The 19,443-nt window shown below is 59.0% G+C and carries 19 protein-coding genes and 5 tRNA genes; 19 read left to right on the forward strand and 5 right to left on the reverse strand.

Going from position 1 to position 19,443, the window contains the following annotated elements; translation table 11 throughout:
- The first annotated feature begins 62 nt into the window (after positions 1–62).
- From VIL80_RS12015 to tusA, 3 genes are all read left to right on the forward strand, one after another.
- Positions 63–293, forward strand: a complete 231-nt coding sequence (locus tag VIL80_RS12015; RefSeq protein WP_332036349.1) for a YheU family protein — start codon at positions 63–65, stop codon at positions 291–293.
- On the forward strand, positions 293–955 hold the full coding sequence (locus VIL80_RS12020; protein WP_332036350.1) for an alpha/beta family hydrolase: 663 nt from the start codon (positions 293–295) through the stop codon (positions 953–955). The genes VIL80_RS12015 and VIL80_RS12020 overlap by 1 nt, the downstream gene beginning before the upstream one ends.
- A 69-nt stretch (positions 956–1,024) precedes the next feature.
- Positions 1,025–1,258: a sulfurtransferase TusA gene (gene tusA, locus VIL80_RS12025; RefSeq protein ID WP_332036351.1), complete on the forward strand. Its 234-nt coding sequence runs from the start codon at positions 1,025–1,027 to the stop codon at positions 1,256–1,258.
- A 96-nt stretch (positions 1,259–1,354) separates the two neighbouring features.
- Here the strand turns inward: tusA and VIL80_RS12030 are convergent, their stop codons facing one another.
- Positions 1,355–2,041 carry a hypothetical protein gene (locus VIL80_RS12030; RefSeq protein ID WP_166215316.1) on the reverse strand — a complete coding sequence of 229 codons (687 nt, stop codon included), beginning with the start codon at positions 2,039–2,041 and terminating at the stop codon, positions 1,355–1,357.
- 540 nt (positions 2,042–2,581) lie between these two features.
- Between VIL80_RS12030 and VIL80_RS12035 the strand changes: the two genes are divergently transcribed.
- The 5 genes from VIL80_RS12035 to VIL80_RS12055 are packed head-to-tail and all read left to right on the forward strand — an operon-like array spanning position 2,582 to position 7,358.
- Positions 2,582–3,121, forward strand: coding sequence for an elongation factor P hydroxylase (locus VIL80_RS12035; protein ID WP_332036352.1), 540 nt, complete (start codon positions 2,582–2,584; stop codon positions 3,119–3,121).
- On the forward strand, positions 3,118–4,071 hold the full coding sequence (locus VIL80_RS12040) for a 5'-3' exonuclease (protein ID WP_332036353.1): 954 nt from the start codon (positions 3,118–3,120) through the stop codon (positions 4,069–4,071). Before VIL80_RS12035 ends, VIL80_RS12040 begins: the two co-directional genes overlap by 4 nt.
- Positions 4,068–5,210 carry a 4-phosphoerythronate dehydrogenase gene (locus tag VIL80_RS12045; protein WP_332036354.1) on the forward strand — a complete coding sequence of 381 codons (1,143 nt, stop codon included), beginning with the start codon at positions 4,068–4,070 and terminating at the stop codon, positions 5,208–5,210. Before VIL80_RS12040 ends, VIL80_RS12045 begins: the two co-directional genes overlap by 4 nt.
- Before the next feature lie 15 nt (positions 5,211–5,225).
- Complete coding sequence (locus VIL80_RS12050) at positions 5,226–6,419, forward strand: ATP-NAD kinase family protein (RefSeq protein ID WP_332036355.1); 1,194 nt, start codon at positions 5,226–5,228, stop codon at positions 6,417–6,419.
- Positions 6,420–7,358: a class I SAM-dependent methyltransferase gene (locus VIL80_RS12055; RefSeq protein ID WP_332036356.1), complete on the forward strand. Its 939-nt coding sequence runs from the start codon at positions 6,420–6,422 to the stop codon at positions 7,356–7,358.
- A 204-nt stretch (positions 7,359–7,562) separates the two neighbouring features.
- On the opposite strand, the gene VIL80_RS12060 is transcribed toward VIL80_RS12055, so the two are convergent.
- A complete protein-coding gene (locus VIL80_RS12060; protein ID WP_332036357.1) occupies positions 7,563–7,958 on the reverse strand; it encodes a hypothetical protein in 396 nt (131 codons plus the stop codon).
- Positions 7,959–7,990: 32 nt separating this feature from the next.
- Positions 7,991–9,205, reverse strand: coding sequence for a pyridoxal phosphate-dependent aminotransferase (locus tag VIL80_RS12065; RefSeq protein ID WP_332036358.1), 1,215 nt, complete (start codon positions 9,203–9,205; stop codon positions 7,991–7,993).
- Between the two features lie 274 nt (positions 9,206–9,479).
- On the opposite strand from VIL80_RS12065, the gene msrB reads away from it, so the two are divergent.
- From msrB to queF, 9 genes are all read left to right on the forward strand, one after another.
- Positions 9,480–9,893 (forward strand): peptide-methionine (R)-S-oxide reductase MsrB, encoded by a 414-nt coding sequence (msrB, locus tag VIL80_RS12070; protein ID WP_332036359.1) that lies wholly within the window; start codon positions 9,480–9,482, stop codon positions 9,891–9,893.
- 41 nt (positions 9,894–9,934) lie between these two features.
- Positions 9,935–10,696, forward strand: a complete 762-nt coding sequence (locus VIL80_RS12075; RefSeq protein WP_332036360.1) for a DUF1499 domain-containing protein — start codon at positions 9,935–9,937, stop codon at positions 10,694–10,696.
- Between the two features lie 232 nt (positions 10,697–10,928).
- A tRNA-Glu gene (locus VIL80_RS12080) sits at positions 10,929–11,004 on the forward strand.
- Position 11,005: 1 nt separating this feature from the next.
- Positions 11,006–11,081: transfer RNA gene (locus VIL80_RS12085), tRNA-Gly, on the forward strand.
- A gap of 108 nt (positions 11,082–11,189) precedes the next feature.
- Positions 11,190–11,265 (forward strand) — tRNA-Glu (locus VIL80_RS12090).
- Positions 11,266–11,305: 40 nt separating this feature from the next.
- Positions 11,306–11,381, forward strand: a tRNA-Gly gene (locus tag VIL80_RS12095).
- A 137-nt stretch (positions 11,382–11,518) separates the two neighbouring features.
- A complete protein-coding gene (locus tag VIL80_RS12100; protein ID WP_332036361.1) occupies positions 11,519–12,469 on the forward strand; it encodes an ABC transporter ATP-binding protein in 951 nt (316 codons plus the stop codon).
- Positions 12,466–13,239, forward strand: coding sequence for an ABC transporter permease (locus VIL80_RS12105; protein WP_332036362.1), 774 nt, complete (start codon positions 12,466–12,468; stop codon positions 13,237–13,239). Before VIL80_RS12100 ends, VIL80_RS12105 begins: the two co-directional genes overlap by 4 nt.
- A 25-nt stretch (positions 13,240–13,264) precedes the next feature.
- Positions 13,265–14,095 carry an NADPH-dependent 7-cyano-7-deazaguanine reductase QueF gene (gene queF, locus VIL80_RS12110; protein WP_332036363.1) on the forward strand — a complete coding sequence of 277 codons (831 nt, stop codon included), beginning with the start codon at positions 13,265–13,267 and terminating at the stop codon, positions 14,093–14,095.
- A gap of 72 nt (positions 14,096–14,167) precedes the next feature.
- Here queF and VIL80_RS12115 read toward each other — a convergent pair whose 3' ends face one another.
- Positions 14,168–15,562: an adenylate/guanylate cyclase domain-containing protein gene (locus VIL80_RS12115; protein ID WP_332036364.1), complete on the reverse strand. Its 1,395-nt coding sequence runs from the start codon at positions 15,560–15,562 to the stop codon at positions 14,168–14,170.
- A gap of 339 nt (positions 15,563–15,901) precedes the next feature.
- Here VIL80_RS12115 and VIL80_RS12120 point away from each other — a divergent pair, with 339 nt between their 5' ends.
- Together VIL80_RS12120 and VIL80_RS12125 are read left to right on the forward strand one after the other, a co-directional pair.
- Positions 15,902–16,474: a nitroreductase family protein gene (locus VIL80_RS12120; RefSeq protein ID WP_332036365.1), complete on the forward strand. Its 573-nt coding sequence runs from the start codon at positions 15,902–15,904 to the stop codon at positions 16,472–16,474.
- A 188-nt stretch (positions 16,475–16,662) separates the two neighbouring features.
- Positions 16,663–16,750: transfer RNA gene (locus tag VIL80_RS12125), tRNA-Ser, on the forward strand.
- Positions 16,751–16,967: 217 nt separating this feature from the next.
- Here VIL80_RS12125 and VIL80_RS12130 read toward each other — a convergent pair.
- Positions 16,968–19,443 (reverse strand): efflux RND transporter permease subunit (locus tag VIL80_RS12130; protein ID WP_332036366.1); only part of this gene is annotated, 2,476 nt, incomplete at its 5' end.

Consider the following 19,443-nt stretch of genomic DNA (forward strand, 5'->3'; position numbering starts at 1 on the left):
TGTCCTTCAATTCAAGTTAAGTACTGCGTAAGCGCCCGCTATATGTGCGTAGTGGAGAGTGAATGATAATTCCCCATAGACAACTCGACCCCGAAACCCTGCAAAACCTTTTGGAGGAATACGCCACCCGCGATGGCACCGACTACGGTGAGCAGGAGGTGAGCCTTGAACGTAAGGTGGCCAATCTTCGCCGTCAACTGGAAAACAAAACCGTGGTTATCTGGTTTGAGCCGGGAGAGGAATCGGTGAATCTGGTTCTCGCGGAAGATATTCCCAAGGATGTCGATTACTGATGGCTGAAGTGGACGGTTGGCTGGTGGATCGGCCGCAAGGTACGCCCAAGGGCTGGTTTCTGTTTGCCCACGGGGCGGGCGCGCCGATGGATAGTGATTTTATGCAGGCACTGGCGGGGATGCTGGCGGAGCGGGGTGTGGGGGTGATCCGGTTCGAGTTTCCGTATATGGCGGAACGGAGGGAAACCGGCAAACGCAGGCCTCCGAACAAGATGGATGTGCTGCTGGAGGCGTTTCAGGCGCAGATTGATCGCGCGGGCGAGGTATTTCCTGAGGCGCGGTTGTTCGTTGGCGGCAAGTCCATGGGCGGCCGGGTGGCGAGTATGCTGGTCGCGGAGAATGTTCGGGCGGGGAAGGTGGCGGGGGCCGTTTGTCTGGGCTATCCATTTCATCCGCCGGGCAAACCTGAGAGTCTGCGTACAGGGCATCTTGAACATATGGATAGCCCCACGCTGATTGTGCAGGGTACCCGCGACAAGCTGGGGGATCGGGCGGAAGTGGAAGGCTATGAGCTATCTTCTGGGATCAAGCTTTTGTGGCTGGAAGATGGCGATCATGATTTCAAGCCGCGCAAATCCAGTGGTTTTACCCAGCAGCAACACTGGCAAACGGCGGCGGAGCAGGCGGCGGCGTTTATGTGTGCTGTTTCGGCGGGACACTAAGCTGCCAGGTGCGATACCCGGTCATTCTTAGAGGGTGACGCTTCCGGTCAAATCTCCGACAATAGCTCCATGAAATCAGATCACACCCTAGATGCCCGCGGCCTGCTGTGCCCGGAACCCGTCATGATGCTCCACTCTGCTGTGCGCAAGGTCGCCGCGGGTGAGGTCTTGCAGATGTTCGCCACCGACCCCTCCACCCAGCGGGATATACCCAAGTTCTGCCAGTTTCTCGGCTACGAGCTGGTGAAACATGCGGAGGAGAACGATGAATTTGTTTACTGGATTAAAAAGGCCGAAGAGTGATTTTTTGATCCTGAGGCGATGTCCATAAACCACGTTGGATAAACAACAAGGGCGACCACTGGTCGCCCTTGTGTTGTCTGGAATTGAAGGAAGTGTTCAGGGCGATGTGACAAGCGCCGCGATCGCAGCGAGGGCCTCCGGGTCCTCGGATTTGATCTTGTTGGCGATGTGGTGTTGGAAGAAGTACCGGAAACACTCCGACTCCTGGGCCGAGTACAGGCAATCGTCCCCGGGAAGAACCGGCGTTGTCTCTACACTGCTGTGATCAATCAGCATGCCGTGGATCTCTCCGCTGGCGAACAGCCGCCAGCTCACGACTTCGGAAAGGGTCAGGTTTTCCCGGTCCGCGTCCATAAATACCGCGTGGGTACCAATGGTGTCGGGGATCTCCTGCACAACCTCATCTGCCTGATTGCTTTCGAACTCGAAGTATTCCGCCGCAGTCTCCAGCTCGACGATCTTGTGGATGGGGGGCTCGTGGAAAATTTCCTCGATACCCGGGTCGTAGTAGCCTTCAAACCGGCCGTCCAGGGGGTCCTGGATATCCGGGCAGGCCGTGATGGAGTTCAACCAGGGAACCAGCCCGACCACCTCGCCATTGGCACGCAGGCCCCAGCAAAGGATTTTCAGGCTGTAGAGATCAGTTCCACTGGAATTGTTGGAGTAGAGCATTTCCAAGCCATCCAGCTCCGGAGATAGGCGAATAAACCGCCGACTCTCTGAAGTTTCGATAGGCTTGCCGGTGAAGAGGTCAACCACGTTGCTGTTGCGGTGGTCGGTCATAGTGCACCTCCTTGCAGGGCCGGTAGTAGGGCGGGAAGGTCTTGTACTACTTATTGGAGCGCAACCGGCGTAGAGATACCGAGCGAAGGCCGGGCGACCAATCGCCGAATCCTGACTCCGGGAGCGCCTTTTTGCCTCCCTGGGAAGCCGGTACCGCAACCGAAAACAACCACTCAAAGCCACATAAAGATTGTGCCGAGCGGCAGCTGGTTTCCGGTATCCCTGAGTTCAAAGGTATATTCTGATCCGCGGAAATACAACCAGCGGAAGCGGGATCTTTGTCTGCAGTTTCCTCCTTTTTTATTCGCGTAAGCACTAGTGTTGGCGGGGTTTGTCCGAATCGTCACTGAATCGGACAAATTGTCTCCTGGGGCCTGGCCTTGATCCCCTCACGCTCGCTGTTATAGTCCGCGCCAGTTACAGGTTCAGGCACAGGAGTCGCTGTTGTCACACCTTTCTCCGGTAGACATTCAAGACCAGCAAGTTCCGTACCACCCGGCAACGCCAGGTGGCGGTGTGCGCCATGCGCCAGCACTTACTGTGACTGAACGAATAGTCACAGTGTTTGATGAGTGCTTTTCTTCGCCAACGGGGCTTAATACGCGCCTGGTGGGGGGGCACGCGGAACCTTATTACCGTCCCGCGTCTGAAAGTGGCGCGCACTGGCACCAGGTGGAGTTCACCCGCGACTACCCCGCCAGCGCCCTGCATGAAGTCGCACACTGGTGTGTCGCCGGGGCCGAGCGCCGCGCGTTGCCCGATTACGGTTACTGGTACGCACCGGACGGCCGCTCGACCGCACAGCAGGCGGAGTTTGAAGTGGTGGAAGTTAAACCCCAGGCACTGGAGTGGATCTTCGCGCGCGCCTGCGGCCTCAAGTTCCGTGTGAGTGCCGACAATCTCGACGCCGGTCTGGGCCCCAGCGACGCGTTCAAGCGCAATATCTGGCTGCAGGTGCTGCGTTACTGCTGCGAGGGGGTAAATCCACGGGCGCACCGGTTTGCCCGCGCACTCGCCGGCGCGTTTGCACAGCCTGATCCCTTGCTGCCGGAGCACTTCAGGCTGGAGGAACTCGGGTGAGCGAGATCTACCTGGTCGACGCGTCGGTCTATATCTTTCGCTACTATTTTGCGCTGCCGCCGAACTGGGAGAGTCGCGCCGGATACAGTACCGAGGCCGTATATGGTTTCAGCAATTTCCTGCTGGACCTTCTCGCTCGCAATCCCAGCCATATCGCCTGCGCCTTCGACGAATCCCTGGGCAACTGCTTTCGCAACGAGATCTACCCAGACTACAAGTGCAGCCGCGCACTGCCGGATGAGGCGCTCGCCTATCAGCTGGCCGCCTGCCGGGAGATGGCAGAGACGCTCGGAATCGCGAGCTTCGCCAGTGAACGCTTTGAAGCGGACGATATCCTGGCGACTCTGACCCAATTGTGTGGGGCAAATAATCGCGCGCCGTTGGTCGTCACCCGGGATAAGGACCTGGGGCAACTGCTGGACCGGGGCGCCGCCAGTCTATGGGATTTTGCCGCAAACCAGACCCTGGACCGGGAGCATATTCGCCAGAAGTTTGGCGTGGAGCCGGCGCAGATCGCCGATTATCTCGCGCTGGTGGGCGACACTATCGACGATATTCCCGGGGTGCCCGGGATTGGCGCCAAGACCGCGGCAAAACTGCTGGCGGCGTTTGCCGATGTGGAAGCGTTGATCGCCAATGTGGATCAGATCGCGGACCTTAAGCTGCGAGGGGCAAAAGGCATCGCGGAAAAAATTGCCAGCCATGCGGACCAGATCCGTATGGCGCTGCGGCTGGCGCGGCTGGAATACAGTGTGCCCCTCAGTGCCGACTTTAGCGACCTGGCCCGCAAAACGGTGGCGCCAGAGGTTGCCGTTGCATTGGCGGAGGAGTTTGGCATTGGCGGTCTCGCCAACAAAATACGCCGTACTCTCAGCCTTACTCCCGATAGCCACACTTATACCGATGACGCCCACCAAGAGCGCGCGCACATGGAGTCCGCATCCCAATGAACAGTGACAGCAAGTTAGAGCCGCCGCTCAATATCGTTGCCGACGAAAATATTCCGGGGCTGGACACCTGGTTTGGTGATCTGGGGAATATTACCAGAGTACCCGGGCGCAATTTGTCGCGGGCGCAACTGGCCGCGGCCGATGTGCTGCTGGTGCGCTCCGTCACCGAAGTCAATGAGAGGCTGCTGCAGGGTACTCCGGTGCGTTTTGTCGGCAGTTGTACGATCGGTACCGATCACCTGGATATTCCCTGGCTGGAATCGCAGGGCATTGCCTGGAGTGCCGCCCCGGGCTGCAACGCCAATTCAGTGGTGGAATATGTATTCTGCGCGCTCGCCGCGCTGGATATCGACTGGCGCACGCGCAGCTTCGGTATCGTCGGCTGCGGCAATGTGGGCGGCCTACTGCAGCGCAGGCTCCACGCGCTCGATATACCCTGCAGGATCTACGATCCCTGGCTTACAGATAACCCCGACAGCAGTGATTTACACAGCGTGTTGCAGCAGGATGTGATTTGCCTGCATGCGCCACTGGTCAAAGACGGGCCGCACCCCAGTCACCATATGATCGATGCGGTGGCACTCGCGAGCATCAAGCCCGGTGCGGTGCTGATCAGTGCCGGGCGTGGAGCGGTAATTGACAATGCGGCAATGCTCCAATGCCTCGCGCAAAATCCCGGGTTTACCGCAGTGCTCGACGTGTGGGAAAACGAACCGGATATCCGCACCGACCTGCTGGAAAAAGTGGATCTGGGTAGCCCGCATATTGCCGGCTACAGCCACGACGGCAAGCTGGCGGGCACGCGCATGATTCGTGATGCGCTTAATCGAGCACTCGAATTGCCGGAAATAGTGCAGCAGGACGGTGACGCTGAGGTGAAACAGCGAGTGGTTACCGAACAATCCGGCTTCGCCGCGATTCGCGAGCTGTTGCTAAAAATTTACGACCCGAGAGAAGACGACCGCAGGCTGCGGGACGCCGCTTTGGCGGCGACCGAGGGCGGGGAACCCATGGCGAAATCTTTCGACATGCTGCGCAAGCACTACCCGCAGCGCCTGGAATTTTCCCATTACCAGGTGCAAGCGCCGCAATTGGACGCGGAGACACTGCAGCAGCTTGCGATTCTCGGGCTCCACTAAGTATCAGGCCAAATAGTGAAACTGAAGAAACTCGGACTCATCATCAATCCGTGGGCGGGCATCGGCGGCCCGGCGGGGTTAAAGGGCAGTGACGGAGCGGAAACCGTTGAGCGCGCACTGGCGGCGGGTATTGAGCCGCAGTCCCACAAGCGCGTGGCCATTGCGCTGGAAGCGCTCAAACCCTACGCCGCACAGCTGGAGCTGGTGACCTTCGCCGGCGATATGGGGGAAAACCTCGCGCGCGAACTGGGGTTCAATGTTGCTGTGGCAGGCGCTGCGCAGGGAGCGCGTTCGACCCCGGATGACAGCGAGGCCGCCGCACGCGCGATTCGCGATGCCGGCGCCGACCTGATCGTGTTTGCCGGTGGCGATGGTACCGCGCGGAATATGGTCAATGCCCTCGGCGACGCTTTCCCGGTGCTCGGGATTCCCGCCGGTGTCAAAATGCATTCCGCCTGCTTTGCCATCTCTCCCAGGGCGGGGGGTGAAGTGCTGCGCGGGCTGATGGCCGGTGAACTGGTGGACCTGCACCAGCGTGAAGTGCGCGATATCGATGAGAATTCTTTCCGCGAAGGCCGTGTCAGCACCCGCTACTACGGTGAGTTGCTGGTGCCGGAAGAGGGGCATTTCCTGCAGGCGGTAAAAAATGCCGGCCGCGAAGTGGAAGAACTCGCGGTGGCGGATATTGCTGCGCAGGTGGTCGATGAAATTAACGAGCTGGCACCGGAGACGCTCTACATTTTTGGCCCCGGCTCTACCACCCTGGCGGTACTTTCCGAACTGGGGGAAGAGGGCACGCTGCTGGGGGTGGACCTGTGGCATGAGGGCGGTTTGGTTGGCACTGATGTGAGTGCGCCAGAGATTGAAGCGGCGATCGCCGAGCACCGCGCCGTACAGCCCCATGTCCCGATCAAAATCATCCTCACCGCCATCGGCGGCCAGGGACACCTGATTGGCCGCGGCAACCAGCAACTGAGCCCTCGTGTATTACGCGCGGTGGGCCGCGAGAACCTGATGGTGATCGCCACTAAAACCAAAATCACCGAACTGGGCGGACGCCCGCTGCTGATCGACAGCGGTGAACCTTCCCTGGACGAAGCCTGGAGCGGTTTTGTAAGGGTGGTGACCGGCTACCGCGATGAAATTCTCTACCCGCTGTCCGGCGATGGCAGCGGCGAAGTCCCAGCAGTGCAGACAACAGGCGAATAAATGATGGATTGGCAACCGCTGCTGCAGATTGTGCGCGGCAAACTGGAAGAAAACGTTAGCGATAGCCGCCGCCTGTTTCACGGCCGCGGCCGCTGCTACCCGGGCTTTGAAAGTATCTGTGTCGACAGCTATCAGCCAGCCATTCTGGTGACGTTGTTTGATGCCTATGAAGATGAACAGGGGCTGGTGGCTTCGCTGTGGGCGCTGGTGGAGCCGTTCGGTTACACCGGTGTGGCGGTACAGCGCCGCTACGAGCGCGGTGCGCCGATTGTATGGGAGGCCGGCGCACCGGTGGAATCGCCCGTAGCCAAGCGCGGCGATCTACGGATTCCGCTGACCTTTGATCGGCAGAATGTAGGGTTCTTTCTCGACATCGAACCCGGGCGCCGCTGGCTGGAGCAGCAGGTGCGGGAAAAGGCGGGGCAGGTGGACAATCTCAAGCTGTTGAACCTGTTTGCGTTTACCTGTGCGTTTTCGGTGGTGGCGCGCGCTGCCGGCGAGTTGGGGGTGCTGAACGTGGACCTCAACAAGGGCGTGCTGAGACGCGGCGAGGCGAATCACCGTGCGAATGACCTGCCGTTGAAGGGCATCAGCTTTCTGGCCAAAGATGCGCTGCGGGATTTTCGCAGTTTTGACCGTCGGGGGCCTTTCCAGCTGGCGGTTGTCGATCCGCCCACATTCCAGAAGGGCAGTTTCGATGTGGGAGAGAACTATGCGCGCCAGCTGGAGCTGCTGCCGGCTTGTTTGGCGGATGAAGCGGATTTGCTACTGGTGGTGAACTCACCCCGAATCAGTGAGGCGGATTTCCGGGAGCTGATTACCTCAGCGAACCCAGGCTATTCCGTTGTCGAGCGGTTGCCGCAGAATCCGGACTTTCCGGATAGCGACCCGGATGCGGCGCTAAAAATGTTGCATGTGAGGTTTCGTCGAGCGTCTTAGAGCTTCGTAGATGGTTTAGTGGCGGCAAAGTGCTGGGTGCGGGCTTTCAGGACCGCTGTGAATACATCCCTGTACGCTTCGTCGGCAACATCCCTGTTGCCGACGATCCTGAAAACCCGCACCCAGCACTTTGCCTTCGCATAGATCGTCTACTCCGAATCAAGCGCTCAGACGTCACCAATCCAGCTCAAATCCACCCTGCATTCAGGCCTCGAGGCGCCTCATCAACCCCACCATTAGCTCCTCGAGCTGAGGCGAAGACCCTCCGCGCACCATCTGATCCAGCTTCTCCGCATTGCTAACCCCATCCTCCCCGCGGCTGACCAACACCAGAAAACTCCGGTGGGAAAGCGTCGCGTCCTCGATCGCCTCCTGGCGCACCAGCTGCAAAAAATGGATATAGCCACACTGCTTGAGCCATGTCATCGCGCCCAGGCAGGCGAGGTGACGGGGGGAGTGGAGGCCGAATTCGTCCGGGGTGTCGGGGCCGGCGATATCCTCCACGTAGATCGTGGCTGGGGCCGGAAACTGCTGGAACAGTGCCAGCAGAATTCGCCCCGCATCGCGGTAAAAATCGTGAATATGCAGATCGTCCAGCATAGATCGTCTGGTAATTCCTAACCTTCTTGTTGTTAACCCGTGTAGCGCTCGAGGAAGCTGCCCAAGCGCTCAATTGCGTGGCCCAGGTCATCCACGCGGGGCAGGAACACAATGCGCAGGTGATCCGGTGCATCCCAGTGGAAGGCGCTGCCCTGCACCAGCAGGATTTTCTCCTGGCGCAGAAAGTCGAGCACGAATTTCTCATCATTCTCGATCTTGTGGCGGTTCAGGTCGATACGCGGGAACATATAAATTGCGCCCTGTGGCTTCACGCAGCTAACCCCGGGGATGTCGTTCAGCATCTGCCAGGCCAGGTCCCGCTGCTTGCGCAGGCGGCCGCCGGGAAGTACCAGGTCCTTGATGCTCTGGTAACCGCCGAGCGCGGTCTGTACCGCGAACATTGCCGGCACGTTGCCGCACAGGCGCATGGAAGAAAGGATATCCATGCCCTCGATAAAACCGCGCGCGCGGTGTTTGGCTCCACTGATTACCATCCAGCCTGAGCGGAAACCCGCGAGACGGTAGGACTTGGACAGGCCGTTGAAGCTCAGGCACAGCACATCGTGGGCGAGGGAGCCCATGGGGGTGAAGACCGCATCGTCGTACAGAATTTTGCTGTAAATCTCGTCGGCAAAAATTACCAGATTGTGCTGGCGCGCGACCTCGACAATTTGTTCCAGCAGTTCTTTCGGATAGACCGCACCAGTGGGGTTGTTGGGGTTGATGACCACAATACCGCGGGTACGGGGGGTGATCTTGGATTTGATATCGTCAATATCCGGCAGCCAGCCCGCCTGCTCGTCGCAGCGGTACAGCACCGGCTTGGCGCCGGTCAGATTGGTAGCCGCCATCCACAGCGGGTAGTTGGGCATCGGCAACAGCATCTCATCGCCGTTGTTCAGCAGTGCCTGGGTGGACATGGAGATCAACTCGGACACGCCATTGCCCAGGTAGATATCGTCGATGTCGACACCGGGCACACCCAGGTTCTGGCACTCGTGCATGATCGCCTTGCGCGCCGCGAACAGGCCCTTGGATTCCACATAGCCCTGCGCCTGGGACAGGTTATAGATTACGTCCTGCAGAATTTCGTCCGGCGCGTCAAAACCGAACGGGGCCGGATTGCCGATGTTCAGTTTCATTATCCGGTGGCCTTCTTCCTCCATGCGCGATGCCTGTTCCATGACCGGGCCGCGGATTTCGTAACAGACGCCGTGGAGCTTTTCCGACTTGTGAATATCCTTCATTGCTGCGTACTTCGTAGAGCCTTCAACTGATGATGTTGGTGAAAGAGTGCCTGTGGGAGACAATCTTGTGGGCAAATTTTTCCAACCTGCGCCCGGGTTTCTTGTAGGCTGCGCTATCTGTTGCGGGGCGGGTTGGGCCATCGTGAACTGGTTTGATGAACCGGGCGCGATGGGGCTGGCACCGTGGATAATTGGGGTGCTGCCGCTAAGCGTTTTGCCGGGCAGGATAATGCCGCTGGATACTGACTTGTCTGGCGAAAAAAGGAACCACAGTATGTCAAAAGAAAAAGACGATAACTACTGGCGAGAGCGCCTCACTCCGGAAGAATTTCACGTTTGCCGGGAGGGGGGGACCGAGCGGCCATTTTCCGGCGAGTACTGGGCTAGCTTCGAGGATGGCCTGTATCGCTGCCGCTGCTGCGGAGAGGTGTTGTTTGACTCTGAATCCAAGTTCGAATCCAGCTGCGGATGGCCGAGCTTTGACGCCGAGGCCAAAGTCGGCGTGATCGCGGAGCAGCAGGATTTCAGTTTTGGCATGCAGCGCGTGGAAATTCTATGTGCCAATTGTGGCTGTCACCTGGGGCACGTGTTTCCGGACGGGCCGACGGCCACGGGCCTGCGCTATTGTGTTAATTCGCTGTCGGTAAAACACGATCCCGAACGGGAGGAGGGCGCCGACAAAGAGTGACCACCAGTATGTGACCGGGATAACGTGACCGGAGGGCGCCGATGATCCGATCAGGCCGAAAACGCCACTGGAGCCGGTGGCTGTACCGTATTCAGTGGCTGCTATTGACGGTCATTGCGCTGGCCGTGGTGGCCGTGAGGCTTGGGCTGCTCCACTACATGATGGCCATTGAGGTGTTTAAATACGCCGGGCTGGCCACACTGGCGGTGGCGCTGATTTCGATCCTGGTATTCATTTGGGGACTGGTCAAGCGTCACCCTGAGGCCCGCAGTGCCGCACTGTGGGCTGCAGTTCTCGGGGCGATACCTGTAGCGGTTCCGCTGTTTGTGGTGGGGGAGCACAACTTCCGCGCCCCTCCCATCCACGATATCTCCACCGATCTGCAGGATCCCCCGGTATTCGAGGCGATACTGTCCCTGCGCGGTCCGGATGACAACAGCCCGGACTACGGTGGTGACAAGGTGGCCAGCCAGCAGCGCAACTCTCCGCTTTATCAGGATATCCAGCCCCTAACGCTCAACATAACGGTGGCTGAGGCCACCGAGTTGGCCGCTGAGGTGGCGCAAAAGCTCGGCTGGCGAGTGGTGGCGAAGAGTCCCAATCAAGGGCGCTTGGAAGCGGTGGCGCGCACGCCGGTGCTTGGGTTCACCGAAGATGTGGTGGTGCGGGTGAAGAAAGAGGGGGGTAGCGTAAAGGTGGATGTGCGTTCTGCATCCCGTGCCAGGACCTTTGATCTTGGCAGCAACGGCGAGCGCATCCGTACTTTTCTGCGGGAGATGCACAGGAGGGCGGAGCGGCGCTGACCCGTTAGCCGGCTGTTGGCGCAGCAAATATCAATTGCCGGTTGTCTAAGTTTGACCCGTTTGTCTCGCATTGTTGCGGGATTTCGGTAAGTGCCTGTATGCAAAGGGAAAATTCTTATATTTTTTTGCAGTGAAGTGTTGACAGTCTCCGGGGGGGTCCATAGAATCCGCCCCACTTCGACGCACTGAGCGCTCGCGGAAACGCGGTGACCAATGCCGAGAAGGATTCTGGGTCCCCATCGTCTAGAGGCCTAGGACACCGCCCTTTCACGGCGGTAACAGGGGTTCGACTCCCCTTGGGGATGCCACGCGGGAATAGCTCAGTTGGTAGAGCGCAACCTTGCCAAGGTTGAGGTCGCCGGTTCGAACCCGGTTTCCCGCTCCAATTTTCGCTCAGGTGCACCTCTCTAGAGTGCGGTTGAGCCGGTGAAGCAGTTATGCTTCGCCAAGCCGATCGACAGGTCGGACGCTTCAAGAAGTTGAAGCAAATTCTGTCCCCATCGTCTAGAGGCCTAGGACACCGCCCTTTCACGGCGGTAACAGGGGTTCGACTCCCCTTGGGGATGCCATTTTATCGGGGCCGCACATGCGGTTCTGGTGACAGAAAAAGCGGGAATAGCTCAGTTGGTAGAGCGCAACCTTGCCAAGGTTGAGGTCGCCGGTTCGAACCCGGTTTCCCGCTCCAATTTCAAAGCCGCTCAATGAGCGGCTTTTTTTTTACCGGCGGACCATGCGGGTGCTGTCTCGGTGCCGTGAATGGGCCTGCCGTTGAAATCTGCAGAATATGGGCGTTGAATAACGTCACCTATTTCAGGAGGCTCCATGACTGCTGCGCTCTCCATCAAGAATCTTGAAAAAACCTACGACAACGGCTTCCGTGCACTGAAGGGCATTAGCTTTGAGGTGCAGCCGGGGGATTTTTTCGCGCTGCTCGGCCCCAATGGCGCCGGCAAGTCCACCACCATCGGTATCCTCTGCTCTCTGGTGCGCAAAACCGGTGGCAGTGTGTCGATTTTCGGCATCGACATTGACCGGAACTTTCCCAAGGCCAAGCAAATGCTCGGCGTGGTGCCACAGGAATTCAATTTCAGCCAGTTTGAAAAGGTGTTCGACATCGTCTGCACCCAGGGTGGCTTTTACGGGATGCCGCGCGCACTGGCGGAAGAGCGCACCGAAAAGTACCTGCGCAAGCTGGGCCTTTGGGGCAAGCGCAACTCCCAGGCGCGGATGCTCTCCGGCGGTATGAAGCGCCGCCTGATGATTGCCCGCGCACTGATTCACGAGCCGCGCCTGCTGATTCTCGACGAACCCACCGCCGGTGTGGATATCGAACTGCGCCGTTCCATGTGGGAATTCCTGCAGGAAATCAACGCCCAGGGCACCACCATCATTCTCACCACCCACTACCTGGAAGAGGCGGAGAGTCTGTGCCGCAATATCGCCATCATCGACAAGGGCGACATTATTGAAAACACCTCGATCAAGTCCCTGATCAAGACCCTGAGCAAGGAAGTGTTCATTCTGGATTCTCGTGAGACCCTGAGCGAGGCGCCAGATTTCGGCGATTTCGTGGGGCGACTGCTGGACGAACACAGCGTGGAAGTGACGGTGGAGAAGGGGCAGAGCCTGTCCGACCTGTTTGCGCACCTGAGTGCGCAGAATATTTCCGTGACCAGCATGCGCAACCGCGCCAATCGCCTGGAAGAGCTGTTTGTTTCCCTGCTGGCGCAAAACAAGATGCAGGAAGCTGCTGATAAGGAGGTGAAGTCGTGAGCCCGCAACTGATCTGGACTTCCTTTTCGACCATTTTCCGCCGCGAGGTGCGGCGCTTTACCCGTATCTGGCCGCAGACACTGGTACCGCCGGTGATCACCATGTCGCTGTATTTCGTGATCTTCGGCTCGCTGATCGGCAGCCGTATCGGCGATATGGGCGGATACTCCTATATGGAATTCGTGGTTCCCGGGCTGATCATGATGTCGGTGATCACCAACTCCTATGCGAATGTGGTGTCGTCGTTTTACAGTGCCAAATTCCAGCGCAATGTCGAGGAGTTGCTGGTATCGCCCACGCCCAACTGGGTGGTGATGGCCGGCTATGTGCTGGGCGGTGTGGCCCGCGGGTTGATCGTGGGTTTGATCGTTACCGTGATCGCCCTGATTTTCACCTCATTGACGGTGCAGCATATCGGACTGACGATCCTGATCGTGTTCCTGACCTCGGTGCTGTTTTCCCTGGCCGGGTTTATCAATGCCATCTATGCCAACAGCTTCGATGACATATCCATCATCCCAACCTTTGTGCTCACGCCGCTGACCTATCTGGGAGGGGTGTTTTATTCCATCGAGCTGCTGTCGCCGTTCTGGCAGGGGCTGTCAAAGCTGAATCCTATTCTTTATATGGTCAACGCCTTCCGCTATGGCGTGCTGGGTGTTTCCGATATCAATGTGGGCTGGGCTTTTGCCGGCGTACTGGTGTTTATTGCACTGCTTTCTGCCTGGTCCCTGCACCTGATGCGTCACGGCAAGCGCCTGCGCCACTGAAACTGTTCGATTGAGTTAAGGCTTCATGAATCGAGAAGACTGGCAAAACCTCCCCTTGGGGCAGGAAACCCACTACGAATCCAGCTACAACCCCAAGCTGCTGCACCCGATCCCGCGCTCGGTATCCCGCGCGCAACTGGGGCTTGAGGGGCAGTCACTGCCATTCTCGGGTGCGGACGAGTGGTGGGGGTTTGAGCTTTCCTGGCTGAACCCCAAAGGTGTGCCGCAGGTGGCGGTGGCCCGCTTCCGCTTCGCGGCTTCGAGCCCGGCGATGATCGAGTCCAAATCCTTCAAGCTGTATCTGAATTCCTACAATCAGACCGAGTTCCCCTCCCGGGATGCGGTGCGTGCGACGCTTGAGCGGGATTTGAGCGCAGCGGCGGGTAGCGACGTGGCCGTGACCCTGTTCGACGTGGAAGATGCTGCGCTCGATGTGCACAGGCCGGCAGGGGTGTGCCTGGATGGGCTGGATATCGAGGCCCGAACCTATCAGCCGGATGCCGCACTGCTCGAGTTGAAAGAGGGCGGCGAGGTGGTTGAGGAGGTACTTTACAGCCACCTGCTGCGCAGCAACTGCCCGGTAACCGGTCAGCCGGACTGGGCCACGGTATTGATTGACTACCGCGGGCCCGCGCTTAAGCGTGCGGCGCTGCTGGCCTACATCATTTCTTTTCGCGAGCACCAGGACTTCCACGAGCACTGCGTGGAGCGCATCTACTGCGATCTGCAGAAATTGGCAGAATTCGAAAAGCTCACCGTTTGCGCGCGCTATACCCGGCGTGGCGGCCTGGATATCAATCCGCTGCGCACCTCAACCGGCGAAATCGCATTTCCCGGGCGTTTTGCCCGGCAGTAAGGGCAGGGTTGGTTCTGGATGAACAGGGGGCGAGGGGCGCCCCCCGTGATCAAGAGGGCGCTTTAAAAGGCGTCAGATAATGACTTTGCTCTTCAGGCGTGCCTGTGCGGTTTGCAGTGCCTGCATGACTTTTTCCTTGTCGTAATTGCGGATCTTGTCCAGGTCCAGGTGCATGGCAAAGCCCGGTGCGTGCTCTTCGAGATAGTTCAGCTGGCCGCCGAGATTTTTGCGCAGGTCGGTCACCGAATAGACCTTCACCGGGGTGCTGAAGCCCTTAACACTCACATGCCCCTTGTCGCGGCACATCACTGTCTGTTTGATCATCGCCCAGGTTTCATGGCTGATCAGGATCTCGCCCGGTTCCGCCGCGCTCTCCAGTCGCGCCGCCAGGTTCACATGGGTGCCCATCACCGTATAGGTGTGGTAATCAGCCGTGCCAAAAACCCCCACGGTGCAGTAGCCGGTATTGATGCCGATGCGGATCTGCAGCGGATGGGAAATACCCTGGTCGTACCATTCCTGCATCATCTCCCGCACCCGCTTGCGCATCGCCAATGCCATGGCCACGCAGCGCAGGGCATCGGATTTGGGTCCCTTGCTCTGGTCGTCCCCGAACACCACCATCACCGCGTCACCGATGAACTTGTCGATGGTGCCGCCGTAGTGAGCAACGATGCGCGACATCTCGGTCAGGTAGTTGTTCAGCAGGCGGGTGAGGGTTTCGGCTTCCATCTCTTCGGTGAGCTGGCTGAAATCCTTGATGTCGGAAAAGAACACCGTCAGCAGCTTGCGCTCGGTGACGATTTCCTTTTCCTTGCCGGTGGTTACTGCCCGCCACAGGCGCTTGGGCAGATAGCGGGACAGCTTGTAGCTGGCCAGGTTGGCGGCGCGCTGTTCCTGTTGCAGCTGTTGGTTGTCTGTCTTCAGTCGCGCGATCTGGTTGTGGGTATAAAAGGCGTAGCAGCAGAAATAGGTAAAAACACCGATCAGGCTGGCGGCGCTGATATTCAGGTCTGCATTTACCACCAGTGCGGGGCGATGGATCAGATAGCCGATGGCCACGCCCAGCAGCATCGCCGTATTGTGCTCAAACCAGCTGCGCCCGCCACCCTGGGTCAGGGCGTTGAACTGGATCATGGTAAGGAACAGCAGGCTGGGGAGAAGATTGAAGTTGGACATGGCCATGGCCATGCCGATCAGCAGTGCATCAGTAAAGGCCAGCCAGCGGCGCACAAGCTCGCTGTTGTCCGGTTCGCTGCGGCGAGCGATCTGGTAGGCAACGGGGATATAGCCCAGCAGCAGGGTGGCCATGGCAAGCTGTAGCAGCGTGTTCTGGGAAAAAACAGAGGACCAGTTGATACTGTTCAGTAGGGTCCCTGAAGCCGCGAAGCAGATCAGGGCACGGAAATAGAGCGGATACCGGGATTCCGTCTGGCGGCCGCTGGTTTCTTCTGGCGGATTCTGCATGAACGCTTGGTCTTATCTGATAGCTGGGTTTGAGTCGTCCGAGAGTCTTTAGTCTTTTTTTCTTGCTGACCAGCCCGTGGGCTCGGTGCAGTGCATCCCTCCCGACGTTACATTTAGCGCAGTGGTCGCAGTTTCGAGGGGTGGATCACGGACAGGCGCAAAGTTTACCCTCTGGCACCCCGGAAAGCGACGGTCAATGGGGATAAGTTCCTAAGATTGTGCGTTCGTCTGGCATCGAAATCTCTGCGCCTTGGGGTAAACTCCCACACCTTTCACGGCCCGACACCCTGAGTTTCGGTGCCGCTACCATGCCAGACATACCAGAATCAGGAGGCAACCATGGACGCGCTGGAAGCACTGCACAATCGAGTATCCGTCGGCGTACTCACCGAACCTGCTCCCAGTAGCGAGCAGCGTGCCAACATCTTCCGCGCCGCGCTGCGCGCAGCCGATCACGGCAACCTGCGTCCCTGGCGCTTTCTCGTAGTGGAAGGGGAGGCCCGCAACCGCCTGGGGGAGATCTATCTCAGCGCCAGTGAGAGCGCCGAAAAGGAGGCCGAACCGTTGAGTGACGCCCAGCGTGAGCGCTTCCTCGCCATGCCGCTGCGCGCGCCCCTGATCCTTGTGGCCATCACCCGCCTGCAGGAACACCCCAAAGTCCCGCAGAACGAACAGCGCATGTCTACCGCCGGAGCGGTGCAGGCCATGCTCACTGCCGCCTTTGCCGAAGGTGTGGGTGCCTACTGGCGCACCGGTGAGCTCGCCGAAAACCGCCAGGTCGCCCGCGCCCTCGGTCTGGCCGACAATGAAGAAATCACTGGCTTCATCTACATGGGGACACCGCAAAAGGCGCCGCGCCCTGCACCAGAGCTTGCGGTGAGCGACTTTTTTGCCGATTGGCAGGGACAGTGATCACCGGCGGGGAGGCGAGTGGCAGGATTTTTTTCAAAATAGGCTTGCACCCGCCGCCGCCTTTTTGTAAAGTGCGCGCTCGCTGATCGGGGCGCTATGTTACTGATTAGCAAGGCAAAAACGCCGACGAGCCCGCAAGCGTGCGGACGGTTAGCTCGCTAAACAAACCGTGACAACGCATACAATTTGGTGAGGTGTCCGAGTGGTCGAAGGAGCACGCCTGGAAAGTGTGTATATCGAAAGGTATCGAGGGTTCGAATCCCTCCCTCACCGCCATTTAACGAAAAAGCCCGGCTATATGCCGGGCTTTTTTGTTTGGTGTCGCCGAGGCCGGTGGAGAACCCGGCCGGGTTGCGGCCAACCCCTATCGTGATTCTGTGCAAGCAGGTTGGGGTGAAAATCACTTTGGAGTTAATTTTGCTCGGACATAAAAAACGCCGGCAGCGGATGTCGCTGCCGGCGTTTTTTTTGAACGTGGGTGATAGTTAAGTATCTATTCCGGAACGGCAACGCTGTCCGCTGGCTTGCCGCCAAGTGCCGCCACAGTCCGGTTCTTCACCCGCGATGCAACAGTGTGGATGTCCACCCCTACCGCATACATCGCCGGGACCAGCATCAGGGTGACGAAGAAGGCGATGAATACCCCGAACGCCAGTGCTACCACGATCGGTTTCAGGAACGCCGCCTGAATACTGCGCTCCATCATCATCGGCAGCAGGCCGACAATGGTGGTGACGGTGGTCAACAGGATGGGGCGGAAGCGCGAAACACCGGCTTCCACGATGGCCTTCAGCGGTTCCACCCCTTTTTCCCGCAGGCGGTTGCACTGGTCCATCAATACCAGGTTGTCATTGACCACCACACCTGCCGCCGCGGCAATGCCGAAGTAGCTGAAGATGGCCATGGTCATACCCATGACTCCGTGGCCGAAGATCGCACCGATAAACGCGAAGGGAATGGCCACCAGGATCAGGATCGGTTGCGAGTAGCTGCGGAACGCCACCGCCAACAGGCTATACATGGCGAAGAAGGCGATGGTATAGAGGCCGAGCACTTCCTGGATGAAGCGTTTTTCCCCTTCGGCCTGGCCGACTGCGCCGCGGATGATGCCGGGGTAGCGTTTCTCCCATTCGGGGAAGAAGTTTTCCTCCAGGTCTTTCATGATCTCGCCGCGCACGTCGTCTTTAAGGTCTGCCATCACCCGCGCGGCGCGGTTGCCATTCCAGCGCTGGATACGCTTGATACCCGGTGCGTATTCGAGATCGGCGACCGCCAGCAGCGGCACTTCGCGGCCGTCGGCGGTGCGCACGCGGAAGTCCTTGAGGCTCTCGATCGAGCGGCGGGATTCCTGCGGGTAGCGCACCATCACTTTCACGTCCTGGCCGGCGCGGGGCAGGCGCTGAACTTCTTCCCCGAAATACGCCTGGCGCACCTGGTGATTGACGTCAGCAAGGGTCAGGCCGAGCTTGGCCGCACCGGGCTTGAGGTCGATGCGGATTTCCTCCGAGGCGCTCTCCAGATTGTTGCGCACGTCGTACAGGCTCTCGAAAGTGCGCAGTTTCGCTTCCAGGTCTGCAGTGGCTTCGCGCAGCAGGTCCAGATCCGGATGGCGGATGGACAGCTCAAAGCCGGGGCCATTGTTGTTGAAGGAATACTGCACCGAGACTTCCTTCGCATCCGGAATATCGCCGAGCAGTTCGCGCAGGCGCAGGGCGGCGTCCTTGGCGGACATGTCGCGGGTCTCCGGCGGAGCCAGCTGCACGATGGCCATGACGCTGTCGCGGCGTGAGCGGGTGTACCAGTTTTCGATCAGGGCGCCTTCACCGTTGGTGCGCTGGTTGACCTCTTCCTCCAGACGTTTCTCCGCATCCTGCAATTGCGCCAGTACTTCCAGTGCGCGGCTGTAGGGTGCCCCCTCCGGCATGGTCACGTTCACAATAACCTGATCGGATTCGATATCCGGCATAAAGCCTTTTTTCACCCAGCCGCTGCCGAACATACCGAAGCCGATCATCAGTACCGCAACAAAGATGCTCACGGTGAGATAGCGGCGCTCCACCACCCAGTTGCCGATGCGGCGGTAGTGGTTGTGCGCAAAGTGGATAATGCTGTCGGCGATGCGGTTCTGCACGCGGCCGAAACGGCCGGGATTGGTCTGTGGCTTCAGGTTGTTCAGGTGCGCCGGCAGGATAAACAGCGCTTCAATCAGTGAGAACGACAGCGCCAGGATGACTACCCAGGTGATGTGGCGGGTGAACTCGCTGGTGGAACCGCTGATAAAGATCCACGGCAGGAATGCGAGAATGGTGGTGGCCACAGCGAAGATCACCGGCTTTGCCACCAGTTGCGTACCGAGAATGGCGGCGTTCAGGCCTCCGCCCGGGTGCTGGTGTTCCGGGTTGTGGGATTCGGTGTGAATGCTTTCACCCACCACAATGGCGTCGTCCACCACGATACCGAGTACCAGCAGGAACGCGAAGGTGGACAGCATGTTCAGGGATACGCCCATGCTCGGCAGCAGCACGAAAGCGCCGGCGTAAGCGGTGCCAATGCCGATGGACACCCAGAAGGCCACTTTCGGGCGCAGGCTGAAAATCAGCACCAGCAGCACCAGGATCAGCCCCTGGAGTGCGGAGCTGCCGATGGTTTCCATGCGACCTTTGAATTCAACCGCATTGTCGGTCCACAGGGTGAGCTTTACTCCGGCCGGCAGGTTTTTGCTGCGATCCTCAATCCACTTGCGGATGGAATCCGAGGCGGTGACGATGTCCATGGTTTCGGTGCTCATCACCTGCAGCAGTACCGCGGGTTCACCGTTCAGGGTCGCGAGGATCTCGTTGTCTTCAAAGCCGTCGATCACTTTCGCCACATCACCCACGCGAATGGTGCCACCGTCCGCGGTCTGGCGCACGATGATGTTGGCAAACTCCTGTTCACTGTCCGCCTGCTTGCGCACTTTCAGCTGGTAG

This window comes from Microbulbifer sp. (assembly GCF_036563125.1).
In the GTDB taxonomy this organism is placed as follows: domain Bacteria; phylum Pseudomonadota; class Gammaproteobacteria; order Pseudomonadales; family Cellvibrionaceae; genus Microbulbifer.

Excerpts from the sequence above, each read along its gene's own strand:
- VIL80_RS12015 (WP_332036349.1), top strand. The coding sequence starts at position 63 with ATGATAATTCCCCATAGACAACTCGACCCCGAAACCCTGCAAAACCTT.
- VIL80_RS12020 (WP_332036350.1), top strand. The coding sequence starts at position 293 with ATGGCTGAAGTGGACGGTTGGCTGGTGGATCGGCCGCAAGGTACGCCC.
- tusA (WP_332036351.1), top strand. The coding sequence starts at position 1,025 with ATGAAATCAGATCACACCCTAGATGCCCGCGGCCTGCTGTGCCCGGAA.
- VIL80_RS12030 (WP_166215316.1), bottom strand. The coding sequence starts at position 2,041 with ATGACCGACCACCGCAACAGCAACGTGGTTGACCTCTTCACCGGCAAG.
- VIL80_RS12045 (WP_332036354.1), top strand. The coding sequence starts at position 4,068 with ATGAACAGTGACAGCAAGTTAGAGCCGCCGCTCAATATCGTTGCCGAC.
- VIL80_RS12055 (WP_332036356.1), top strand. The coding sequence starts at position 6,420 with ATGATGGATTGGCAACCGCTGCTGCAGATTGTGCGCGGCAAACTGGAA.
- VIL80_RS12060 (WP_332036357.1), bottom strand. The coding sequence starts at position 7,958 with ATGCTGGACGATCTGCATATTCACGATTTTTACCGCGATGCGGGGCGA.
- VIL80_RS12065 (WP_332036358.1), bottom strand. The coding sequence starts at position 9,205 with ATGAAGGATATTCACAAGTCGGAAAAGCTCCACGGCGTCTGTTACGAA.
- msrB (WP_332036359.1), top strand. The coding sequence starts at position 9,480 with ATGTCAAAAGAAAAAGACGATAACTACTGGCGAGAGCGCCTCACTCCG.
- VIL80_RS12075 (WP_332036360.1), top strand. The coding sequence starts at position 9,935 with ATGATCCGATCAGGCCGAAAACGCCACTGGAGCCGGTGGCTGTACCGT.
- VIL80_RS12100 (WP_332036361.1), top strand. The coding sequence starts at position 11,519 with ATGACTGCTGCGCTCTCCATCAAGAATCTTGAAAAAACCTACGACAAC.
- queF (WP_332036363.1), top strand. The coding sequence starts at position 13,265 with ATGAATCGAGAAGACTGGCAAAACCTCCCCTTGGGGCAGGAAACCCAC.
- VIL80_RS12115 (WP_332036364.1), bottom strand. The coding sequence starts at position 15,562 with ATGCAGAATCCGCCAGAAGAAACCAGCGGCCGCCAGACGGAATCCCGG.
- VIL80_RS12120 (WP_332036365.1), top strand. The coding sequence starts at position 15,902 with ATGGACGCGCTGGAAGCACTGCACAATCGAGTATCCGTCGGCGTACTC.